This is a genomic window from Sphingobium chungbukense, assembly GCF_001005725.1.
In the GTDB taxonomy this organism is placed as follows: domain Bacteria; phylum Pseudomonadota; class Alphaproteobacteria; order Sphingomonadales; family Sphingomonadaceae; genus Sphingobium; species Sphingobium chungbukense.
Genome location: NZ_LBIC01000020.1, coordinates 85,135 through 103,455, shown reverse-complemented (window position 1 = coordinate 103,455; position 18,321 = coordinate 85,135). Strand labels below are relative to the sequence as shown.

At 63.3% G+C, this 18,321-nt stretch carries 13 protein-coding genes; 8 read left to right on the top strand and 5 right to left on the bottom strand.

The window, feature by feature from the left end:
* Window positions 1-2: 2 nt before the first annotated feature.
* Together YP76_RS25095 and YP76_RS25090 are read left to right on the top strand one after the other, a co-directional pair.
* Entirely contained in the window at window positions 3-1,340 is a 1,338-nt protein-coding gene (locus YP76_RS25095) for an MFS transporter (protein WP_046766100.1), read from the top strand.
* Complete coding sequence (locus YP76_RS25090; protein ID WP_021243596.1) at window positions 1,337-2,608, top strand: mechanosensitive ion channel family protein; 1,272 nt, start codon at window positions 1,337-1,339, stop codon at window positions 2,606-2,608. The genes YP76_RS25095 and YP76_RS25090 overlap by 4 nt, the downstream gene beginning before the upstream one ends.
* Window positions 2,609-2,846: 238 nt before the next feature.
* On the opposite strand, the gene YP76_RS25085 is transcribed toward YP76_RS25090, so the two are convergent.
* A complete protein-coding gene (locus tag YP76_RS25085) occupies window positions 2,847-3,602 on the bottom strand; it encodes a hypothetical protein (RefSeq protein WP_021243597.1) in 756 nt (251 codons plus the stop codon).
* Window positions 3,603-3,677: 75 nt separating this feature from the next.
* Window positions 3,678-4,133, bottom strand: coding sequence for a response regulator (locus tag YP76_RS25080; protein ID WP_021243598.1), 456 nt, complete (start codon window positions 4,131-4,133; stop codon window positions 3,678-3,680).
* Between the two features lie 279 nt (window positions 4,134-4,412).
* Here YP76_RS25080 and YP76_RS25075 point away from each other — a divergent pair, with 279 nt between their 5' ends.
* Genes YP76_RS25075 through YP76_RS25065 form a run of 3 tightly spaced genes read left to right on the top strand, consistent with a single transcriptional unit; the run spans window position 4,413 to window position 8,007 of the window.
* A complete protein-coding gene (locus tag YP76_RS25075; protein WP_021243600.1) occupies window positions 4,413-5,921 on the top strand; it encodes a sensor histidine kinase in 1,509 nt (502 codons plus the stop codon).
* Window positions 5,918-6,604, top strand: a complete 687-nt coding sequence (locus tag YP76_RS25070) for a response regulator transcription factor (protein ID WP_021243601.1) — start codon at window positions 5,918-5,920, stop codon at window positions 6,602-6,604. Before YP76_RS25075 ends, YP76_RS25070 begins: the two co-directional genes overlap by 4 nt.
* Window positions 6,605-6,606: 2 nt before the next feature.
* The gene (locus YP76_RS25065; RefSeq protein WP_031290525.1) at window positions 6,607-8,007 is read left to right on the top strand and encodes an alpha,alpha-trehalose-phosphate synthase (UDP-forming); all 1,401 of its coding nucleotides are present in this window, start codon (window positions 6,607-6,609) and stop codon (window positions 8,005-8,007) included.
* Here the strand turns inward: YP76_RS25065 and YP76_RS25060 are convergent.
* A complete protein-coding gene (locus YP76_RS25060) occupies window positions 7,997-8,347 on the bottom strand; it encodes a hypothetical protein (protein WP_059140375.1) in 351 nt (116 codons plus the stop codon). The genes YP76_RS25065 and YP76_RS25060 overlap by 11 nt on opposite strands.
* A 319-nt stretch (window positions 8,348-8,666) precedes the next feature.
* Between YP76_RS25060 and nhaA the strand changes: the two genes are divergently transcribed.
* On the top strand, window positions 8,667-9,860 hold the full coding sequence (gene nhaA, locus YP76_RS25055) for a Na+/H+ antiporter NhaA (protein WP_021243604.1): 1,194 nt from the start codon (window positions 8,667-8,669) through the stop codon (window positions 9,858-9,860).
* Window positions 9,861-10,029: 169 nt separating this feature from the next.
* Here nhaA and YP76_RS25050 read toward each other — a convergent pair whose 3' ends face one another.
* Both YP76_RS25050 and YP76_RS25045 read right to left on the bottom strand, forming a co-directional pair.
* Window positions 10,030-11,580 carry a right-handed parallel beta-helix repeat-containing protein gene (locus YP76_RS25050; protein ID WP_031290526.1) on the bottom strand — a complete coding sequence of 517 codons (1,551 nt, stop codon included), beginning with the start codon at window positions 11,578-11,580 and terminating at the stop codon, window positions 10,030-10,032.
* 89 nt (window positions 11,581-11,669) lie between these two features.
* On the bottom strand, window positions 11,670-13,709 hold the full coding sequence (locus tag YP76_RS25045; RefSeq protein WP_046766121.1) for a lytic transglycosylase domain-containing protein: 2,040 nt from the start codon (window positions 13,707-13,709) through the stop codon (window positions 11,670-11,672).
* 335 nt (window positions 13,710-14,044) lie between these two features.
* Here YP76_RS25045 and YP76_RS25040 point away from each other — a divergent pair, with 335 nt between their 5' ends.
* Window positions 14,045-17,494: a response regulator gene (locus tag YP76_RS25040; RefSeq protein WP_046766099.1), complete on the top strand. Its 3,450-nt coding sequence runs from the start codon at window positions 14,045-14,047 to the stop codon at window positions 17,492-17,494.
* Window positions 17,479-18,321 (top strand): CheR family methyltransferase, encoded by an 843-nt coding sequence (locus tag YP76_RS25035; protein WP_046766098.1) that lies wholly within the window; start codon window positions 17,479-17,481, stop codon window positions 18,319-18,321. The genes YP76_RS25040 and YP76_RS25035 overlap by 16 nt, the downstream gene beginning before the upstream one ends.

The following is an 18,321-nucleotide window of genomic DNA, read 5'->3' as shown; positions in this document are numbered from 1 at the left end:
CGATGACGACCTCTGCCACCATTCACCCCTTCCCTTCCCCAAGGCAGACCGATGCCGCCACGCTGCGCCGTGCCATCGCGGCGTCTGCCCTTGGCAATGCGACCGAGTGGTTCGACTACGGCATCTATGCTTACGGGATCACCTACATATCCGCAGCGCTGCTGCCAGGCAGCACGCAACAGGCCATTTTGTTCGCCCTGGCGACTTTCGCGATCTCCTTCCTCGTGCGCCCGCTCGGCGGGCTTTTCTGGGGTCCGCTTGGAGACCGGCTTGGGCGCAAATCCGTACTGGCGCTCACCATATTGCTGATGTCGGGCGCGATACTGTGCGTGGGTCTGATACCCGATCATGCGCGCATCGGTTTCTGGGCGCCGGTGCTGCTCATCGCGCTGCGCATGGTGCAGGGTTTCTCGACCGGCGGCGAATATGGCGGTGCGGCCACCTTCATGGCCGAATATGCGCCCGACGAGCGGCGCGGCTTTTACGGCAGCTTCCTCGAATTCGGGACGCTGGCAGGCTTTTCGCTGGGGGCGGCCCTGATGCTGGGCTTCTCGCTGCTGCTGGGCGATGCGGCGATGCACGCCTGGGGATGGCGCGTGCCGTTCCTGGTCGCGGCGCCCATGGGGTTGGTCGGCATGTATCTGCGATCGAAGATGGAGGATACGCCCGTCTTCCGAGCGGCGGCGCTCCATGATGCGGGGCAGCCATCGCCTCGCCTTCCTCTTCTTGTGCGCCGGCACTGGCGCCCCATGCTGGTGGTCGCCGGGCTGGTCGTGGCGCTCAATGTGGTCAACTATACGCTTCTTAGCTACATGCCGACCTATCTCCACCGCCGGATCGGATTATCGGCCGACGAGGCGCTGATCGTCCCGATCATCGGCATGCTCGCGATGATGGCGTTCCTGCCCTTCGCCGGCGCCTGGTCCGACAGGGTTGGCCGACGGGCGATGTGGCGCATATCGCTGATCGGGCTGCTCGTCGCTGTGGTGCCGCTCTATCTGCTGATGGCGACGGGGCTTGCGGGCGCCCTTCTAGGATTTGCCGTTCTAGGGCTGCTTTATGTGCCGCAACTCGCGACGATCACGGCCACTTTCCCCGCGCTGTTCCCCACCAGGGTGCGCTTTGCGGGCTTCGCCATTGCCTATAATGTATCGACGAGCATCTTTGGCGGGACCGCGCCGGCGATCGGCAGCGGGCTGATCAGCCTCACCGGCAATGAACTCATGCCCGCCTTTTACATGATGCTGGCCTGCATCGTCGGTCTGATCGCGCTGCACTTCATGCCCGAGACGGCGGGCCGCTCGCTCCATGGCGATCCCTTCGCGGAGAAACGGGCGTGATTACCAACCTTCCGGTTTCCAGCGACAGCATATCGATATTGACGCGCGGCTATGTGAATGAGCCGTGGGTGCAGAGCGCGCTGGCGCTGCTGCTGCTTGGCATATTCGCATGGGCTGCCAACTGGATCGCCAAGCGCATCGTGCTACGGCTGCTGCTGCGGCTGCTGAACCACCTGCCCTTTCGCATTGAAGCACAGCATATCGGCGCGATCGTCGCGCGTCTGTCGAACATCGTGCCCGCCCTGGCGATCGCGGCCGGCATCGGCGCTGTACCCCATCTGCCCGAAGGGGCCAGCGCGTTCGTTAGAAGCCTGTGCACGGCCTTCATCATCCTCACGATCGCCATAGCGGTGAGCGGCGGCCTGGCGCTGCTCAATGACCTCTACCAGCGCCGCCCGAACGCTGCGAACCGCCCCATCAAGGGCTATGTGCAGCTCGGCAAGCTGCTGGTCTATGGCGCGGCCGCGATCCTGATCATCGCCGCGCTCATGAACCAGTCGCCGCTGCTGCTCCTGTCAGGGCTTGGCGCGATGGCTGCCGTGTTGATGCTGGTGTTCAAGGACACGATCCTGTCCCTGGTCGCCTCGGTCCAGATCGGCTCCAATGACATGGTGCGGGTGGGCGACTGGATTGAAATGCCCCAGCTCAGCGCGAACGGCGACGTCATCGATATCGCGCTGCATACGGTGAAGATCCAGAATTTCGACAAGACGATCACCACGGTGCCCACGCACCGGCTGATCTCGGAGAGCTTCCGCAACTGGCGCGGCATGTCGGAATCGGGTGGACGGCGCATCATGCGCTCAGTGATGATCGACCAGAACAGCGTGCGCTTCCTTGACGAGGACGATGTCAAGAAGATGGCCCGCTTCCTCGTTCTGCGCCCCTATCTCGAGACGAAGAGACAGGAAATCGACCGCTGGAACAGGGAGCATGGCGCCGACGACCTGGTCAATGGCAGACGATTGACGAATGTCGGCACATTTCGCGCCTATGTGCTGGCCTATCTGCAATCCCGGCGGGATATCGCGCAGGACAAGACCTTGCTCGTACGCCAGCTTGCGCCCAGCGAGAACGGGCTGCCGCTCGAGATCTATGCCTTCGCCACCAGTACGGTCTGGGCGGAATATGAAGGCATACAGGCTGACATCTTCGATCATCTGATCGCGATACTGCCTGATTTTGGTCTGCAGCTGTTTCAGCGTCCGACGGGCGCCGATCTCTCCATGCTGGCGGTCCTGCCCGAGCCTTCGACAAAAGCTGCGTAGCGCAGGCTTCCTGCAGGAGCGGACCGGGCAACCCGGTTTGCAAGATGCAGGCGTTGGCGACAGGATTTGAGAGGCGGTTCATCTGTCCACGCGCGCCGCCCAAGACGAACGCCGGCCCGTGCAAGGTCGAGCCCCTGTCCTCGCGTCAGAAAGCAAAGGGTGGTTGTGACCGCCTGACTGGTCACAGTTTCGGCGCGCCTCGAGCATGCAGACCCGAGGGCGCGCCGGACAACCGGCCTCAGCCGGCCTTGGCTGCCTGTGCAAGAACCTGGGCGGAAGGCTTGTTGGCCGCGTCGACCGATCCATCGGCGAGCATCGCCTTCGACATCGTCGCGGCTTCGTCCTTGAGCGCCTGATCCTCACTGGTCTGGCTCGCGCCGATGAGCGCTGCGAGCAGAAGATTGCGGTTGACAGGATTGGACTGTTCAGCGGCGGTCTTGCGGGCGAGCGGGATCGCTTCGGCATAAAGCGGCGCCGCGCCTGCCTTGTCCTGCTTGCCGAGCCTGAAATTCCCCAGCTGGATGAGGATGCCGGTCAGCACGCCCCTGCTCTGCGCATCGGCAGGCCTGGCGGCGACGACCTTGCGCCAATGGGGCAGGCTTTCTTCATAGAGGGGAGCGACAGCGTCCAGTTTCTGCAAGGCCGCGTTCGCAGCAGCCGCAGCGTAGAGCGCGTTGGCGAGGAAGTTCACATTGTCGATCTTCTCGGGCTGGGTTTTGACTGCGTCGCGGATTGCCGGAAGCGCCGCTTCATATTTGGCAAGAGCCGTCGCATTGTCGCCCTTTTGCTGCGCCTGCTGGCCAGCGGTGAAATCGGTCACGGCCTTGTTGAAGGCAACGATCTGTTCCTGGCTGAGGGTAGCGGCGGCAGCGGCGGTGGGCGCCGGCGCCGCAGTTGCCGCCGGCGCTTGAGGAACCGCGGGCGCTGCGGCTTCCTGCGCGGCGGCGGGCAGGGCAGTGGACAGGAAGAGGGTCGTCAGTACAGTTTTATACATCGATTTTTCTCCGCTTTGATGGCTCTCAGGGAGGTTGAACTCCGACAAGCAGCCACGGTTGCCTTGAGGGAATGCCTAGGTCGCCAATAGGTCTATTGGTTCAGAAGGCGGGAATATGGCGTCGATGATCTTCAAGGCGAGGACATCGAGCCGGTAGGGCTTGGCAAGGATGGGACCAAAGTGCCGCAGGTCCGCCGGGGGCTCCTGCCCGTTCAGGCCGGCCGAGGTCACCAATATCCTGATCTCGGGCCAGCGCCGGCTCACCTCACGAACCAGGTCGAAGCCGTCCTGCGCGCCGGGCATGTTCACATCGGTGAAGACGAGGTCGATCCGGCCGTCAAGCTGGTGGAGAACGCCAAGCGCCTCCTCGACATCCTGCGCGGCGAAAACGGTGAACTCCTGGTCGACCAGAAACTCGCACACATTCATGCTGACCAGGGCTTCATCTTCCACCACAAGAATGATGACCGGTCTGGGAAATCGGGGTCTGCCAGTCGGCGCTGCGGTCGTGAACTGCTCCTTGTGCTTCATGCCGCCCTTATGTCTTGGTAAAAGGGAAGGGCGATTATCATGTCCCTGGCGCAGGTGCGCCGCGGGGAGGATATGAGCCGCAAAGATATTTCGCCGTACAGCATCCAAATCATCTCATGGACTGTCAGTCCGGCCGCGAGCCGGACGCCTCTCTCTTGCCTTTTAGACAGACACGGCGCCGTGGCGTTATTATAGCTTTTATATACATGGACCGCCCCGGGCCTGCTGGCTAAGACGGGAAATGCCTCTTTTCTTCAGCCGGCGGGCGATCTTGCGTCCATGATCGACAGGAAGCATCAAAGGACGTTTTCGCAACCGCGCGCAGGGGCGCTCTCATGGCGTGCCGCGCTCCTGGCCGGGGCTGTCGTCCTGCCGTCCTGGTTCATCGCCATCTATGCCCAGCCCGGGCTGGGACGCGTGGCCGCCGCCCTGCTTTTCGTCCTGGGCGTGGTGATCTGCGGCGCGCTCGGCGGCCTGGGCGCGGCACTTGCCGCGGCAACAGCCGCCTTCCTCCTCTATAATTTCTATCTGGTCGAGCCGGTTCTGAGCTTCGAGATTTCCACTGGCCGGGACGTCATTCCCCTGCTCCTGTTCAGCCTGTGCGCTGTCGTGGCCGGGGTCCTCGCCGCAAGGCTGAAGGATCGCGCGAGGGCCGCCGACGACAGCTACCGCCAGCTGAGCAGCCTGCTCGAGATCAGCCGGTCCCTCCAGTCCGCCGTCCGCGTCCCCGATATCGCCAGCGCGCTCGACGATCATCTGTCAGGTTCGTTCGATACGCTGGCAACGCTCTTCCTCGTGAGAGACGGCACATTCGATGCCGCCGTAAACGGCCCAAGCGATGACATCGGCCTCCAGCTTGTGCGGAAAGCGGCAGATAGCGAGGACAGCCCCCGGGAGGAGGGTCCCTATACCGTCTATCGCCTCGACAGCGCCGCGGGATTTGAAGGGGCCATTCTGTTCGGCCACGGCCTGTCCCGGCCACCCGACAAGGCCTTCATGTCGGCGCTCGCCAATCTCATCGCCCTGGCGGTCGAGCGCGCCGCGCTTTCAGAGAGCAATGCCGAGCGGCGCGCCCAGGCCAGGACAGAGGAACTCAAGACGGCCCTGATCTCGTCGGTAAGCCACGATTTTCGGACGCCCCTCACCGCGATCAGCGCTTCTGCCTCAAGCCTCATCGAGTTTCGCGACAGGCTCGATCCGGCAGCGGCTGAGCGGCTGCTGCGCGGCATCGTCAGTGAATGCGATCGCCTCAATCGCTACACCTCCAATCTGCTGGAGATGAGCCGGCTCGAGGCGGGACAATCGCTTGCCCGCAGGCAGACGCTGGGCGTGGCCGACACGATGAGCGCGATCGTCCAGAGGGTCCGTCCCCGGGCGAGCCATCGCCGGATCGTGCGCCGGATGAGCGACGAGGATCTGCTGGTCAATGTGGATGCCGCGCTGTTCGATCTCGTACTGGTCAATGTGCTCGACAATGCGATCATCTACAGCGACGATGGAACCAGCATCCACCTCGATGTAGGCCGCGACGGCGATTTTTGCGTCATCTGCGTCTCCGACGAAGGACAGGGCATCCCGCCTGACGATCTGGAAAGGGTCTTCACCCGCTTCTACCGGGTTGCCCGCCCCCGCCCGTCGCCACGCGGAAGCGGACTTGGCCTCGCCATCGCCAAGGGCTTCACAGAAGCGGCTGGCGGCCGGATCGGGGCTGCCTCTCCGGGGCCAGGCGGGCGCGGCACCGTCATCACCATCATGCTACCCCTGGCCACGGAAAGCTCGCCCGCATGACTGCCTTGCACATCCTTGTCGTTGATGACGAGCCTTCCCTGGTCGACGTACTTCAGCCCGTTCTCGAGACAGCTGGCTATCGCATCACGGTGGCACAGGACGGACGCAGCGCCCAGGCAGCCATAGAGGCGATCGAATTCGACCTCATATTGCTGGATCTGGGCTTACCCGACATCGACGGCAAATCGCTGCTGCAGCGCGTCCGGCTCGACCAGGACGTGCCCGTCATCGTCATTTCCGCGCGGCATCAGGAGGCAGAGAAGATCGCCGCGCTCGATGAGGGCGCGGACGATTATGTCAACAAGCCCTTCGAGATCGGAGAGCTGATGGCGCGGATGCGCGCGGCGATCCGGCGTCATTCTCTTTCCCGGGCGGAGGCATCAACCTACCGCGCGGGTGGACTGGCGATCGATTTTCCAACCCGCCGCGTGACGCTTTCAGGAGAAACCGTCAAACTCTCGCCAAAGGAATATGATCTCCTCCAGACATTGGCGCGCAGGGCTGGACAGGTTGTGACGCACAAGCGATTGCTCGCCGCGGGCTGGGGCGCGGAGGCCACCGACACCCAATATCTGCGTGTCTATATCGGCCTTTTGCGCCAGAAGATCGAGCAGGACCCTTCAGATCCCTGCCTTCTCCTCACCGAACCGGGCGTTGGCTATCGCCTGATCGGGACCGGTTGACGTTGGGACGCCTCCTCATCGTTTCCAACCGGGTCCAGGCCGCAAGGCTCGAGGATGGCAGCGGCAACCAGGGCGGGCTTTCGGTCGCCCTTTCAGCAGCGCTGCGGGAATCCGGAGGCATCTGGTTCGGCTGGTCGGGCGATATCGCCGAGCATTTCTCCGGCGGCATGCATTTCGAGAAGGAGAACGGGATAACGACGGTCACCGTCGATCTCGAGGCAAGGGACGTGGAGGAATATTATAGCGGTTATGCCAACTGCACGCTGTGGCCCTTGTTCCACTATCGCCTCGACCTTGCCCGCTATGACCGGATGTTCGCCAATGGCTATGAGCGGGTGAACGAGCGGTTCGCCCAAACACTGGTCCCCCTGATCGAAGAGGGCGATCTCGTCTGGGTGAATGATTATCACCTCATCCCTCTGGGGGATCAGATACGCAGGCTAGGACGGTCCAACCGTCTGGGTTTTTTTCTGCATATTCCCTGGCCACCCATGCGCCTTCTCCTCTCCCTGCCCAGCCACCGTCAGCTCGTCGAGCTCCTGCTGGCCTATGATGTCGTGGGCTTCCAGGCCGAGGACTGGCTCGAATCCTTTCATGACTATCTGCGCGTACAGTTGGGTCTGGAAAAGGATGAAAAGAACCAGATTGCGTGGAATGGACGAACGATCCAGCTGGTCGTCTGCCCTGTTGGACTGGATAGTGAGGACTTCAAAACCATAGTCCGAAGCGGAGCCGCGAAGGCGGCTTATCATTCCATGGTCCAGAGCCGCGCCGATCGATCCATGATCATTGGCGTCGACAGGCTTGATCATTCCAAGGGAGTTAAGGAGCGCTTCTGTGCATTTGAACGGCTGCTAGCGACATATCCAAGATTGCACGAGCAGCTGTTTCTGTTGCAGATTTCTCCCATCGCGCGCGATGATCTTGGCCATTACCGCGAAATCCGATCCGAGCTGGAAGCGCTCTCAGGCCGTATCAACGGCGCCTATGCCAGCCCCCATTGGGTGCCGATACGCTATGTCAACCAGAGCTACGACCGCGCCACGCTCGCGGGCATGTACCGTGCGGCTCGGGTGGGACTGGTGACGCCGCTGCGCGATGGCATGAACATTGTTGCCAAGGAATATGTCGCCGCGCAGGATCCCGACAATCCTGGCGTTCTGGTCCTTTCGCGCTTTGCCGGAGCCGCTGCCCAACTCGATGAAGCGCTGCTCGTCAACCCCTATAGCAGCGAAGAGGTATCCGAGGCGTGCCTCCAGGCGCTCTCGATGTCGAAATCTGAACGCCTGCGACGCTGGCGGCTACTGAATGACGTCATCGAGGCCCAGGATACTAGCTGGTGGTGGAGGACCTTCATCGGCTTCCTGGACGACGCGCCGGAAAGCCCCCTTGTCAGATCGTGACCGGGGATCGCAAAGGGATGGCTTCGCCTGCCTGGCCGGCCTGCGCGGCGACTTCATCATCAAAGTGGCTCGCCCTTAGCACATCTTCAAGAAAGGGATTGTCCGGCAGCCGCTGCCGCGCCAGGCTGATCGCCTTGCCCACGAGCGTGGCGTAAAGCTGCTGCCGCACCTCGACATCACCGGTTTGGCAGTCCAGCTCGGCAAAACCCTGCGAAAGCCGCTGTTCAACCAATGACTGGACCCCGCGCACGGCCTGTGAGCCGCACCAATCCTCCAGGGAGCCGGCGCCGCCTTTCGACACAGTAAAATCGAGATGATCCTTCGTGTGATCGTTCAACACTCTGCGTCCATCAAATTTCTCCTTCGCAGGAGGCGACCATAGCACGGGACCGGGGAAAGTGTTTTTATAGGATTTTTATCGGCCTGATGCTTCACCCAAACAAGGGCATCGGAAATATCGCAGGTGTCGCTGACACCAGGAGCATGCCCCGGCATGCGGCGGCGTGACCCGGTCGATCAGCCTCTTTGGCGCATCGTGATCTTGCACTTCCCGGACGCTGCTGCGATAGCGGCTGTGGGTGCACGCTTGTGAGCTGGCGGGCAGGTTCACAATGTGTTGGTCGGGCCGCCAGCACGGCAGAATCCTGTCCGGAGATCGGATGCCCGAACATCATCACAGACCCCCTAGCGCGCTGCGCCTGTTCCTGACCAACCAGTCGACGGGAGGCCTTGTCCTTATCGGAACGGCCGCCGTGGCGCTGCTGATCGCCAATTCTGCTCTCGGCCCCGCCTATGAGGCACTGCTGAGCACCTATCTCGGGCCGATGTCGGTCATCCACTGGATCAATGACGGGCTCATGGCCCTCTTCTTCCTGCTGGTCGGGCTCGAGATCAAGCGGGAGATGGTCGACGGCCAGCTTTCCACATGGTCGCGCCGCATATTGCCCGGGGTTGCGGCCCTTGGAGGCATGGCCGTGCCGGCCCTGCTTTATCTCGCCTTCAATTCAGGGCCGACCGCGCGCGGATGGGCGATCCCCGCCGCAACCGACATCGCTTTCGCGCTTGGCGTCATCTCTCTGCTGGGAACACGGGTTCCCGCCTCGCTGCGTGTGTTCCTGGCAGCGCTCGCCATCATCGACGATCTGGGCGCAGTGATCATCATAGCCCTGTTCTATACGGCAAAGCTCTCGATCATCGATCTGGCGGGAGCGGCTGGCGTGGTTGCGCTGCTATTCGCCCTCAACCGCCGCGGGGTGCGCCGTCTTGCGCCCTATCTGCTTCTGGGAGCGTTGCTGTGGCTGCTCGTCTATCGCTCAGGCATTCACGCGACGCTCGCGGGCGTTCTTCTGGCGCTGGCGATCCCGATGGATGGAAGACCCGGACAATCCGATGATGAAAGCGTCAGCCCCCTCCATCGGCTGGAACATGCCCTGCATATCCCCGTGGGCTTTCTCATCGTCCCGCTATTTGCGCTCGCAAACGCGGGCGTTCCCTTCCTCGATCTGTCTTTGGATGCGCTGACAGCGCCAGTCACCCTGGGGGTCGCGGCCGGTTTGCTGCTGGGAAAGCCACTGGGTGTGTTCGGCTTGTCGATGCTGGCTGTCCGCCTGGGACTGGCCGATGCTCCGGCCCATGCCAGCCCCTGGCAGATGTTCGGCGTGGCGCTTGTGTGCGGCATCGGATTCACGATGAGCCTGTTCATCGGCCTGCTTGCTTTCCCGGCAGCTCCTATCCTGATCTCGGAAGCGAAGATCGGCATTCTGGCGGGCTCGCTGCTCTCGGGACTCCTTGGATATGCCGTGCTGCGGCTCGCGCACAGCGAAAGAATGGAACAGGCGCGGCAAGGCGCCTGAGCCTTGCCTGATGGCAGGCCGAGGACGATTGGCAAAACGACGCGGGAACGCTGTTGAGCCGGATTCCCACCGCATTTTCGGACATCCCGGACGCCACCAGCCTGCACGATACAGGCAGCGCCATTGCCGATAGGGAAGGCCTGCCTAGAAATCGCGCGCTCGCCCGGAGTCATGATCGGGGCCGGGCTTCGATCCAGGTGGAACGTCGGGTGGCAAGAAGCTGCACGGGCTGGCCAAGCTCTCTTGCAAGCATGGCCATCATCCAGTCTCGATGCGCTGTCAGGAAGGCATCGAACCCCTCGGCCCTGGAAGGATCGAAGGTGGGCACCGCCCAGTCCACCGTCGCAGGCTGATACTGCGCCTGCCATATGCCGCGCGGATCTTCAGGCGGATCGAGATGGAGGCCAAGGAAGCGGTTTCCCTCGAACAGGATGGAAGGTGAGTGCGGGAAGCCAGGGCCCAGGATATAGTCGGGTCCGTCGCGTCCTGTCTCATGGCCATAGCGCGCGACACCGGCAACGGCGAAAAGATTGTTGGCGATCTTCACGTCGCTGGGCCAGCCCTGCCATTGGGTGGCCGCGACCATGGCGACATCCTGCTGCCCCCCCAAATGGATGACATTGCCTTCGATCCGGGCATGGGAAATGCCCCCGGCCAGCTGAATGACCCGCGCGCCGTCGTGGCGGCTCACATTGCCGCGCACGAGGGTCCGCTGGTTGCCGACATTATCGGGGCCGATCCGTCCGGGCGAGCAGATGAGGACGAAACCGCCTTCATTGTCATGGCTGAAATTATGGGCGATCGTGGTCCTGCGCGAATTGAAGTCAGCGTCAAAGCCCTGTCCGTCCCATCGTCCCTGGGTGAAGGCTGCCTCGTTCAGCTGGATCAGCGTGTTGTCGGTGCTCCACTGCCAGATGGCCACATTATAGCCTGGAGCGCGGCTGGCGGCGTAGCGCACGATATTATGTTCAACGAGCGCGCCGTCGGTTCCGCGCGGGACGATCCCGTCGCCGCCGATATCCTCCAGATAATTGTCGCGGATGACGACGCGCTCGCCTGGAAACCAGCGGTCCAGCGTGACCTGATCGCTGATGCCGGCAATTCCCGAACGATCCACCCTCCAGATGATGTTGCGCTCGATCGTCAGGCCGTGAAAGCGCGTCGCCCTCTTGCCGCCCAGCGCCTGGAAAACAATGCCCCCATTATCCTTTCGTTCATTGGTGCCGCGGACATCGTGAATATACATGTCCCGCACGGCGATGTTGCGGGCGACCCCCACATCCCGCTGCGATATCAGCACACCGTAGCGAGGTCCCCCAGGCGGGCCGTCATTGGTGACTTCAAGGCCGCTCACCTCGACATATTCGGCGTTCAGGACCGCCACCCCATATTGCGAAATGCCTCCCGCCTCGATCCGCGGCCGCGCTCCAATCCCGGCGGCCCTCACGATGATCGGGAGGTTTTTTCGGCCCGACCGGGTAACGACGAGGGGCTCGCGCCAGACCGAACCTGCGGCCAACAGCACCTGATCGCCCGGTTCCAGCTTCGCTTCCCGCAGCCGGGCGAGGGAGCGCCAGGCCGTGCCGGGGAGCAACGCATCGTTCGCGTCATTCCCGTCGACGGCGTCGAGATGATAGGGACGCGCGTTGGCGCCCATGGCCGGTAAAAGGACGAGAATGAGGAAGAGAAGCCACAGGCGCCGAGCGGGTTCTCGCGTCATCCTGGCACCTGGTCCCAGTTCAGCAGGCGCGGCAAGAGGAAAGTATCCTGGACAAAACTCGAAAATGTCGGCGCTGCCATCCCCGATAATCAGCCTTTTGCCTCCTTGCCCAGATATTTGGAAAGCGGTGTGTCGGAGCCGCGAAAAGGTGCGCGCTCAGGGTTCATCAGATCATAGGTTACAGCATTTTCCAGTACGCGCTGCACATAGTTGCGCGTTTCGTAGAGGGGGATCTCCTCGATCCAGCGCAGCATGTCGGCGCCTGGCGCCCTTGGGTCGCCATTGGCGCGAAGCCAGCGGTTCACATTGCCCGGTCCCGCATTATAGGCCGCGACAGCGAGGGGATAGCTGCCGCGATAATAAGAGAGCATCCGCTCAATATAGGATGCTCCGAGCCTGATATTGTAGCCGGGGTCATCGAGCGATCCAGGATTATAGCGCAATCCCAGCTTCCCGGCCTGTTCGCGGGCGGTACCGGGCATCAGCTGCATCAGGCCCCGCGCGCCCGCATGGCTGACGATGCTCCTGTCGAACTGGCTTTCCTGCCGCGCGATGGCATGCACCATGGTCCAGCTGGATCGTGCTTCAGCGGGAACAGGTACGCGCGGAAAGGCGCTTTTCCCATAGCCCGCCAGACCGCTCGAGAGCGCGCGCCGGCCGACCATGACGCCCATGTCCGGGCGGCCGATATTCTGTGCGAGTTCGGCGGCGAGATGATGTTCGGCATCGCTGGCGGCGTGGTTTGCGATGGCGCGGGCAAACTGGCTCTGCTCCTTCCAATAACCCATCTGCCCAAGCGCCTTCACCGCGCGAACGACCGAGCGGCTGGCGAACGCGGAGCGCTCGGCGGAGGATATCGAAGCCTGGCGCCTGGCAGGGGCGGGCGCGGGGATCGGGCGACCCAGCCGTTCCAGCGCGAGCTGGCCGTAAAATTGGCGCGGGAAAACCGCGGCACGCGCGAAATAGCGCTTGGCATCGCCCGCCTTACCCGCCTGGAGCGCCGCGCGGCCAGCCCAGTAGAAGCCCTTCGACCGGGTCTGGGGCGACTTGGCGGCCGTGGCGTAGCGACGAAACATCTCCATGGCCGCCCGGGGTTTGTTGAGCTTGTAGAAAGCGGTCGAGCCTGCAAGCCAGGCGAGGCTGGTATAGTCGTCGCGCTCCCCTATCGGCCGGTCGCTGACGTCCGTCCCTGGCGCATAGGCATCGTCCAGCTTGCTCGCTATGCCATAGGCAAAGCTCCACTGGCTCTCCTTCGCGGCGGCACGGGCCTCGGCCAACAGCAGCTCGTACCATTTTTCCGCGTCACCCGGCCGAACGGCCAGCGCCGGGCGATTGGCGAGATACTGGCGTGCCCCGATCCGGTCGCCGGTCTTTCGCATCCAGGTCGCCTTGTCCGCGACAAAGCCGGCATCGCTTGCGCCGGCCGCTTGCGCCCGGTGCATCTTCGCTGCCGCATCGGCTATCTTCTGGCGCAGCGCGATCCGCGCCTCATAGATGGGACGACGAGAGGAAAGGACATAGGGCAGCATCCGCCGCGCGCCCGCGACGTCGCCCTTCCAGAGAAGGACGTCGGCGCGCCGGTCATGGTCCAGCCCCGTCCAGCGCGCGCCGAAGGAGGCGAGCAGCTGGGCCTCGTCACCTCTCGACAATGTCCCGCCGATCCAGGCATCGTGCGCGGCTCTGCGCGCCTCGTCCATCCGGCCCTCCTGCATGAGCGCAAAGGCAAGGCGCGCGTTCCCGGTCGCGGTGCGCGGCGGGAAGCGGGTGAAGAAGGCGATGACCTTATCGGGATCATAGCTGTCGGGATTGATGCTGCTTTCCGCCAGCCGGCGCATCCGGCTCTCCCCGGGCCAGCCAGGGTTCGCCATGATGAAGCCGGCATAAGCCGAAAAGCCCAGAGCGTCACTGCGCAAAAGCGCGCGCCATTGGCTGATGGTGCGGACGATGGCAGGATCGCTTGCAACCCCGATCCGGCCCTTGGCCCGCTGCCATGGACTGGGGTCTGCGCCGCCTCGTCCGGGCTGCGCAACGCCGCCGGCATCGCTGGATCTGCCCTGGGAAGAGCGGGGAATGTCCTTCGTCGCACTGACCGCAAGGGCCAGCGACAAGAGGGTGATCATGGTGGGCATCAGCGGTTCTTGCAGGTGATTGAAATGCTGGCGGACCGGCAACTTAGCCTGGTGCACCGCACAGGGTTATTATGACTTTCCTATGCCTCGGATCGATCGGCGCGCATCGAAGCGCCCAGCCGCCCTGGCCCAGCTTATCGCCCCGCCAGGCGGTCCGATGATCTTTGAAACGGGAGGAATTTTTGCCCGTGGCGCAGCGTTTGCATGGCGCGCATTCCCACCCTCTCGTCTGATAATCGACCCGATCGCATCGCGCAGGGAGTGACGGCGCTTGATTGCCGGGCAACAGTCGCTAGGCTTTTTGCGCTCCCCTCCAGAACGAGATCCGATCAATCATGCGCAAAGCAGAACACGGCGTCCATGTCGCATCGCGCGTGAAGACCTGGTCCATGGCGGGTCTCCTTTTGGGACTTGCCTTTTTTCTCATCAGCGGGGCGACAGCCTATCTCAATATCCAGGCACTGCGCGAAAGCGACCAGTCCATCCGGCACACGCACAGCGTCCTCAGCGCGCTCGACAAGCTGCGCTCCACGCTGCAGGACGCTGAAACGGGGCAGCGCGGCTATCTGCTCACGGGCGCCCAGACCTATCTTGAGCCTTACAGGAGCGCCGTTGCAGAACTGCCTCGCCGCCTCGACGGCATCGCCAGGCTCACCGGCGGCAATCCGGTGCAACAAGCCAGTCTCGAGGGGCTGCGGCGCCATATCGAGGCTAAACTGGCCGAACTGGACGAGAGCATAGCGGCCAGCCGCGCGGGCGACATGGCTGCCGCCCTTGCAACGGTCAGGAGCGACCGGGGCAAGATCGAGATGGATGCCATCCGCGCCCGGCTCGATACGATGGCAGGCGAGGAGATGCGGCTGCGGCAGGTGCGGATCGGGGAAATGGCGACCGCCTCGAGAACGGCCGTCACCAGCAGCCTCATATCGGCGCTCCTGGGCGCGGGCCTCACCATCGCCGTCTTCATCCTCGTGCGCCGCAACAGCCGCGCCCGCGTCCGGGAAGAATGGTTGCAGGCAGGACAGCTCGGCCTGGCCGACGCGATGCAGGGGGACCAGACGGTCGAAGCGCTGGGGACGACGATCCTTGCCTATCTGTCCCGATATCTCGGTTTCGAGGGCGGCGCGCTCTTCAAGGGCGAGGGCGGCACCTTTCTGCGCGTGGCGACGCTTGGCGTGCCTCCCGACGCCGACATGCCCGCGGCCTTTGGCTTGGGGGAAGGATTGCTCGGACAGGTCGCCGCCGACGGTGACCCCATTGTCCTGCACGACCTGTCCGATCGCTATCTCACCATCGGTTCAGCCTTCGGACGTGACCAGCCGCGACATCTGGTCATCGTGCCGGGCAAGGTGGACGGCAAGGTCAACGCGGTCATGGAACTGGGCTTTTTCGATCCGGTCGACGAGCGCATCCTCGACTTTCTCGATCAGGCATCGGGAAGCATGGGCATGGCCCTGCGCTCGGCGCGCTTCCGGACGAGACTGCAGGATGCGCTGGAAGAGACGCAGCGCCAGGCCGGCGAACTGCAGGCCCAGAGCGAAGAGCTTCGCGTATCCAATGAGGAACTGGAGGAACAGGGACGCGCCCTTAAGGAAACGCAGGTGCGCCTCGAGCAGCAACAGGTCGAACTCGAGCAGACGAACAGCGAGCTTGAGCAGCAGACGCAGGCGCTGGAGAGCCAGCGCGATCAGCTCGAACGATCGGCAGCGTCCCTGGCGCTCAAGGCCCGTGAACTCGAACAGGCAAGCCAATACAAGTCCGACTTCCTCGCAAACATGTCGCATGAGCTGCGCACGCCGCTCAATTCATTGCTGATCCTCTCCAAGCTCCTGGGCGACAATCCCGATGGCAGCCTCTCGGCCGAACAGGTCAGATATGCCCGGACAATCGAATCCTCGGGCAACGATCTGCTCACCCTCATCAACGATATCCTCGATCTGTCCAAGATCGAGGCGGGCCATGTGCAGATCCAGCCCGAGACGGTGTCCGTACAGAGGCTCGCCGGCGATATCCGCCAACAATTCACCCCCATCGCCGAGGATCGCGGCCTCTCGTTCGAGATTGTCCTGGCACAAGGAGCGCCAGGCGCGCTCGAGACCGACCGGCTGCGGATCGAACAGGTGCTGAGGAACCTTCTCTCCAATGCCTTCAAGTTCACCGAGCGTGGCGGCGTTCGCCTCGCCATCGCGCCGACGGCGGACGGCCGGATCGCCTTTGCGGTCGAGGACAGCGGCATCGGCATTTCGCCCCACCAGCAACAGAGCATCTTCGAGGCGTTCCAGCAGGCCGACGGCACCATCAACCGCAGATATGGCGGCACTGGCCTTGGCCTCTCGATCTCGCGCGAACTCGCCCGGCTGCTGGGAGGCGCGATCGGCCTTGAGAGCGAGCCTGGCAAGGGCAGCACGTTCACGCTGACCGTTCCGCTCGTATACGATCCTGCGGGCGTTACCGCGCGAAGCGTCGAGGAGACAGCCACGGCAAGGCCTGTCTCCCCCACCGTCCCGCCCCAGGGTCAGACGCAGTCCGCGGCAGCCCAGGCCGTCCCCGCGCCGCACTGGACGATCGAGGACGATCGCGGTTCGATCGCCGCCGACCGCAAGCTGCTGCTCGTCATCGAGGATGACAAGGCCTTCGCCTCCATCGTCCGCGACCTGTCCCGGGAAATGGGGTTCCAGTGCATCATCGCGACGACGGCCGGGGAAGCGGTGGACCTGGCAGGCACGTTCCGGCCCAGTGCCATTGTCCTTGACCTCGGGCTGCCTGACCAGTCGGGGCTGACGGTGCTCGACCGCCTCAAGCATGACGACGAGACCCGGCATATCCCGATCCATGTCATCTCCGCGGCCGATCAAAGCCAGACCGCCCTTTCGCTGGGCGCCGTAGGCTATCATGTCAAGCCGGTCAGGCGTGAGGAGCTCGCGCAGGTTCTCGCCGGTCTCCAGGCCAAGCTCTCGACCCGCATGCGGCGCGTACTGATCGTGGAGGATGATCCCGTTCAACGTGAAGCGGTCGGCAAGCTGCTGTTGTCGGACGACGTTGAAACCGTCGCCGTCGGCACGGCGGCCGAATGCCTCGAGCAGCTTCGCCGCGAAAGCTTCGACTGCATGGTGCTTGACCTGACGCTGCCCGACACTTCGGGTTACACCTTGCTCGAGACGCTGAGCCAGGATGAGGACCGGGCATTCCCGCCTGTCATCGTCTACACCGGCCACGATCTTTCGCCCGACGACGAGCAGAGGCTTCGGCGCTACTCCAGTTCGATCATCATCAAGGGCGCCAAATCGCCCGAACGCCTTCTCGACGAGGTATCGCTGTTTCTCCACCAGGTGGTGGCCGAGCTTCCGCCTGAACAGCGCCGGATGATCCAGAAGGCGCGGCATCGCGATGCCATGCTCGAGGGACGCCGCATCCTTCTTGTCGAGGACGATATCCGCAATGTCTATTCGCTCAGCAGCGTCCTCGAGCCGCGCGGCGCGCTGATCGAGATCGCCCGCAACGGCCAGGAGGCGATCAACGCGCTGGAAGCGGCCTCGGCCGAGGCCGGGCGGGCCATCGACCTGGTGCTCATGGACGTCATGATGCCGGTCATGGACGGATTGGCCGCGACGCGGCTGATCAGGGCGGACGCGCGATGGGCGAAGCTGCCGATCGTCATGCTGACGGCCAAGGCGATGCCGGACGACCAGCAGCACTGCCTGGAGGCGGGCGCCAACGATTACATGGCAAAGCCCATCGATGTCGACAAATTGCTCTCGCTCGTTCGTGTATGGATGCCCCGGTGACCGGCCGGGACGCCACCGAGGATATCGAGATCCAGCTGCTGCTCGAAGCTGTGTACCGGCGTTACCATTATGATTTCAGGCACTATGCGCGCGCCTCGGTCAAGCGGCGTCTCCTCCAGGCGCGGCAGCAGCTTGGATTTGCCAGCATCTCAGGCATGCAGGAGAGCATCCTGCACGATCCCGCCATGCTGCCGCGGCTGTTGAACTACCTTACCGTGCAGGTAAGCGAGATGTTCCGGGATCCCTCCTATTTCCGGGCGCTTCGCGAGCAGGTCCTGCCGCACCTGCGCACCTATCCCTCTCTCAAGGTCTGGGTCGCGGGCTGCAGCAACGGCGAGGAACTCTATTCGCTCGCGATCCTGTTCCGTGAAGAGGGGCTTGACCAGCGCACGATCTTTTATGCGACCGACATCAATCCCGAGGCCCTCAAGGTGGCGCAGGCAGGCGTCTATCCGCTCGACCAGGTCCGCAATTTCACGCAGAACCATCAGAAATCAGGCGCCCGCTCCTCGCTTTCGGATTATTATCGCGCCGATTACGGGCGTGCGGCGTTCGATGCCGGGTTGCGCGAGCGGGTCGTCTTTTCCGATCACAGCCTCGTCACCGACGCCGTCTTTGCGGAGATGCATCTCATCTCCTGCCGCAACGTCCTCATTTATTTCGACCGCGATCTGCAGGATCGGGCGATAGGCCTGTTCAGGGAATCGCTCGCCCGCAAAGGATTTCTGGGCCTGGGCTCCAAGGAGAGCCTGCGTTTCTCGCGCCATGCCGATGCCTTTACCGATTTCATCCGCGAGGAGAAAATCTACCGGAGGAACGAGACATGA

Excerpts from the sequence above, each read along its gene's own strand:
- YP76_RS25095 (WP_046766100.1), top strand. The coding sequence starts at position 3 with ATGACGACCTCTGCCACCATTCACCCCTTCCCTTCCCCAAGGCAGACC.
- YP76_RS25085 (WP_021243597.1), bottom strand. The coding sequence starts at position 3,602 with ATGTATAAAACTGTACTGACGACCCTCTTCCTGTCCACTGCCCTGCCC.
- YP76_RS25080 (WP_021243598.1), bottom strand. The coding sequence starts at position 4,133 with ATGAAGCACAAGGAGCAGTTCACGACCGCAGCGCCGACTGGCAGACCC.
- YP76_RS25075 (WP_021243600.1), top strand. The coding sequence starts at position 4,413 with ATGATCGACAGGAAGCATCAAAGGACGTTTTCGCAACCGCGCGCAGGG.
- YP76_RS25070 (WP_021243601.1), top strand. The coding sequence starts at position 5,918 with ATGACTGCCTTGCACATCCTTGTCGTTGATGACGAGCCTTCCCTGGTC.
- nhaA (WP_021243604.1), top strand. The coding sequence starts at position 8,667 with ATGCCCGAACATCATCACAGACCCCCTAGCGCGCTGCGCCTGTTCCTG.
- YP76_RS25050 (WP_031290526.1), bottom strand. The coding sequence starts at position 11,580 with ATGACGCGAGAACCCGCTCGGCGCCTGTGGCTTCTCTTCCTCATTCTC.
- YP76_RS25045 (WP_046766121.1), bottom strand. The coding sequence starts at position 13,709 with ATGCCCACCATGATCACCCTCTTGTCGCTGGCCCTTGCGGTCAGTGCG.
- YP76_RS25040 (WP_046766099.1), top strand. The coding sequence starts at position 14,045 with ATGCGCAAAGCAGAACACGGCGTCCATGTCGCATCGCGCGTGAAGACC.
- YP76_RS25035 (WP_046766098.1), top strand. The coding sequence starts at position 17,479 with ATGGATGCCCCGGTGACCGGCCGGGACGCCACCGAGGATATCGAGATC.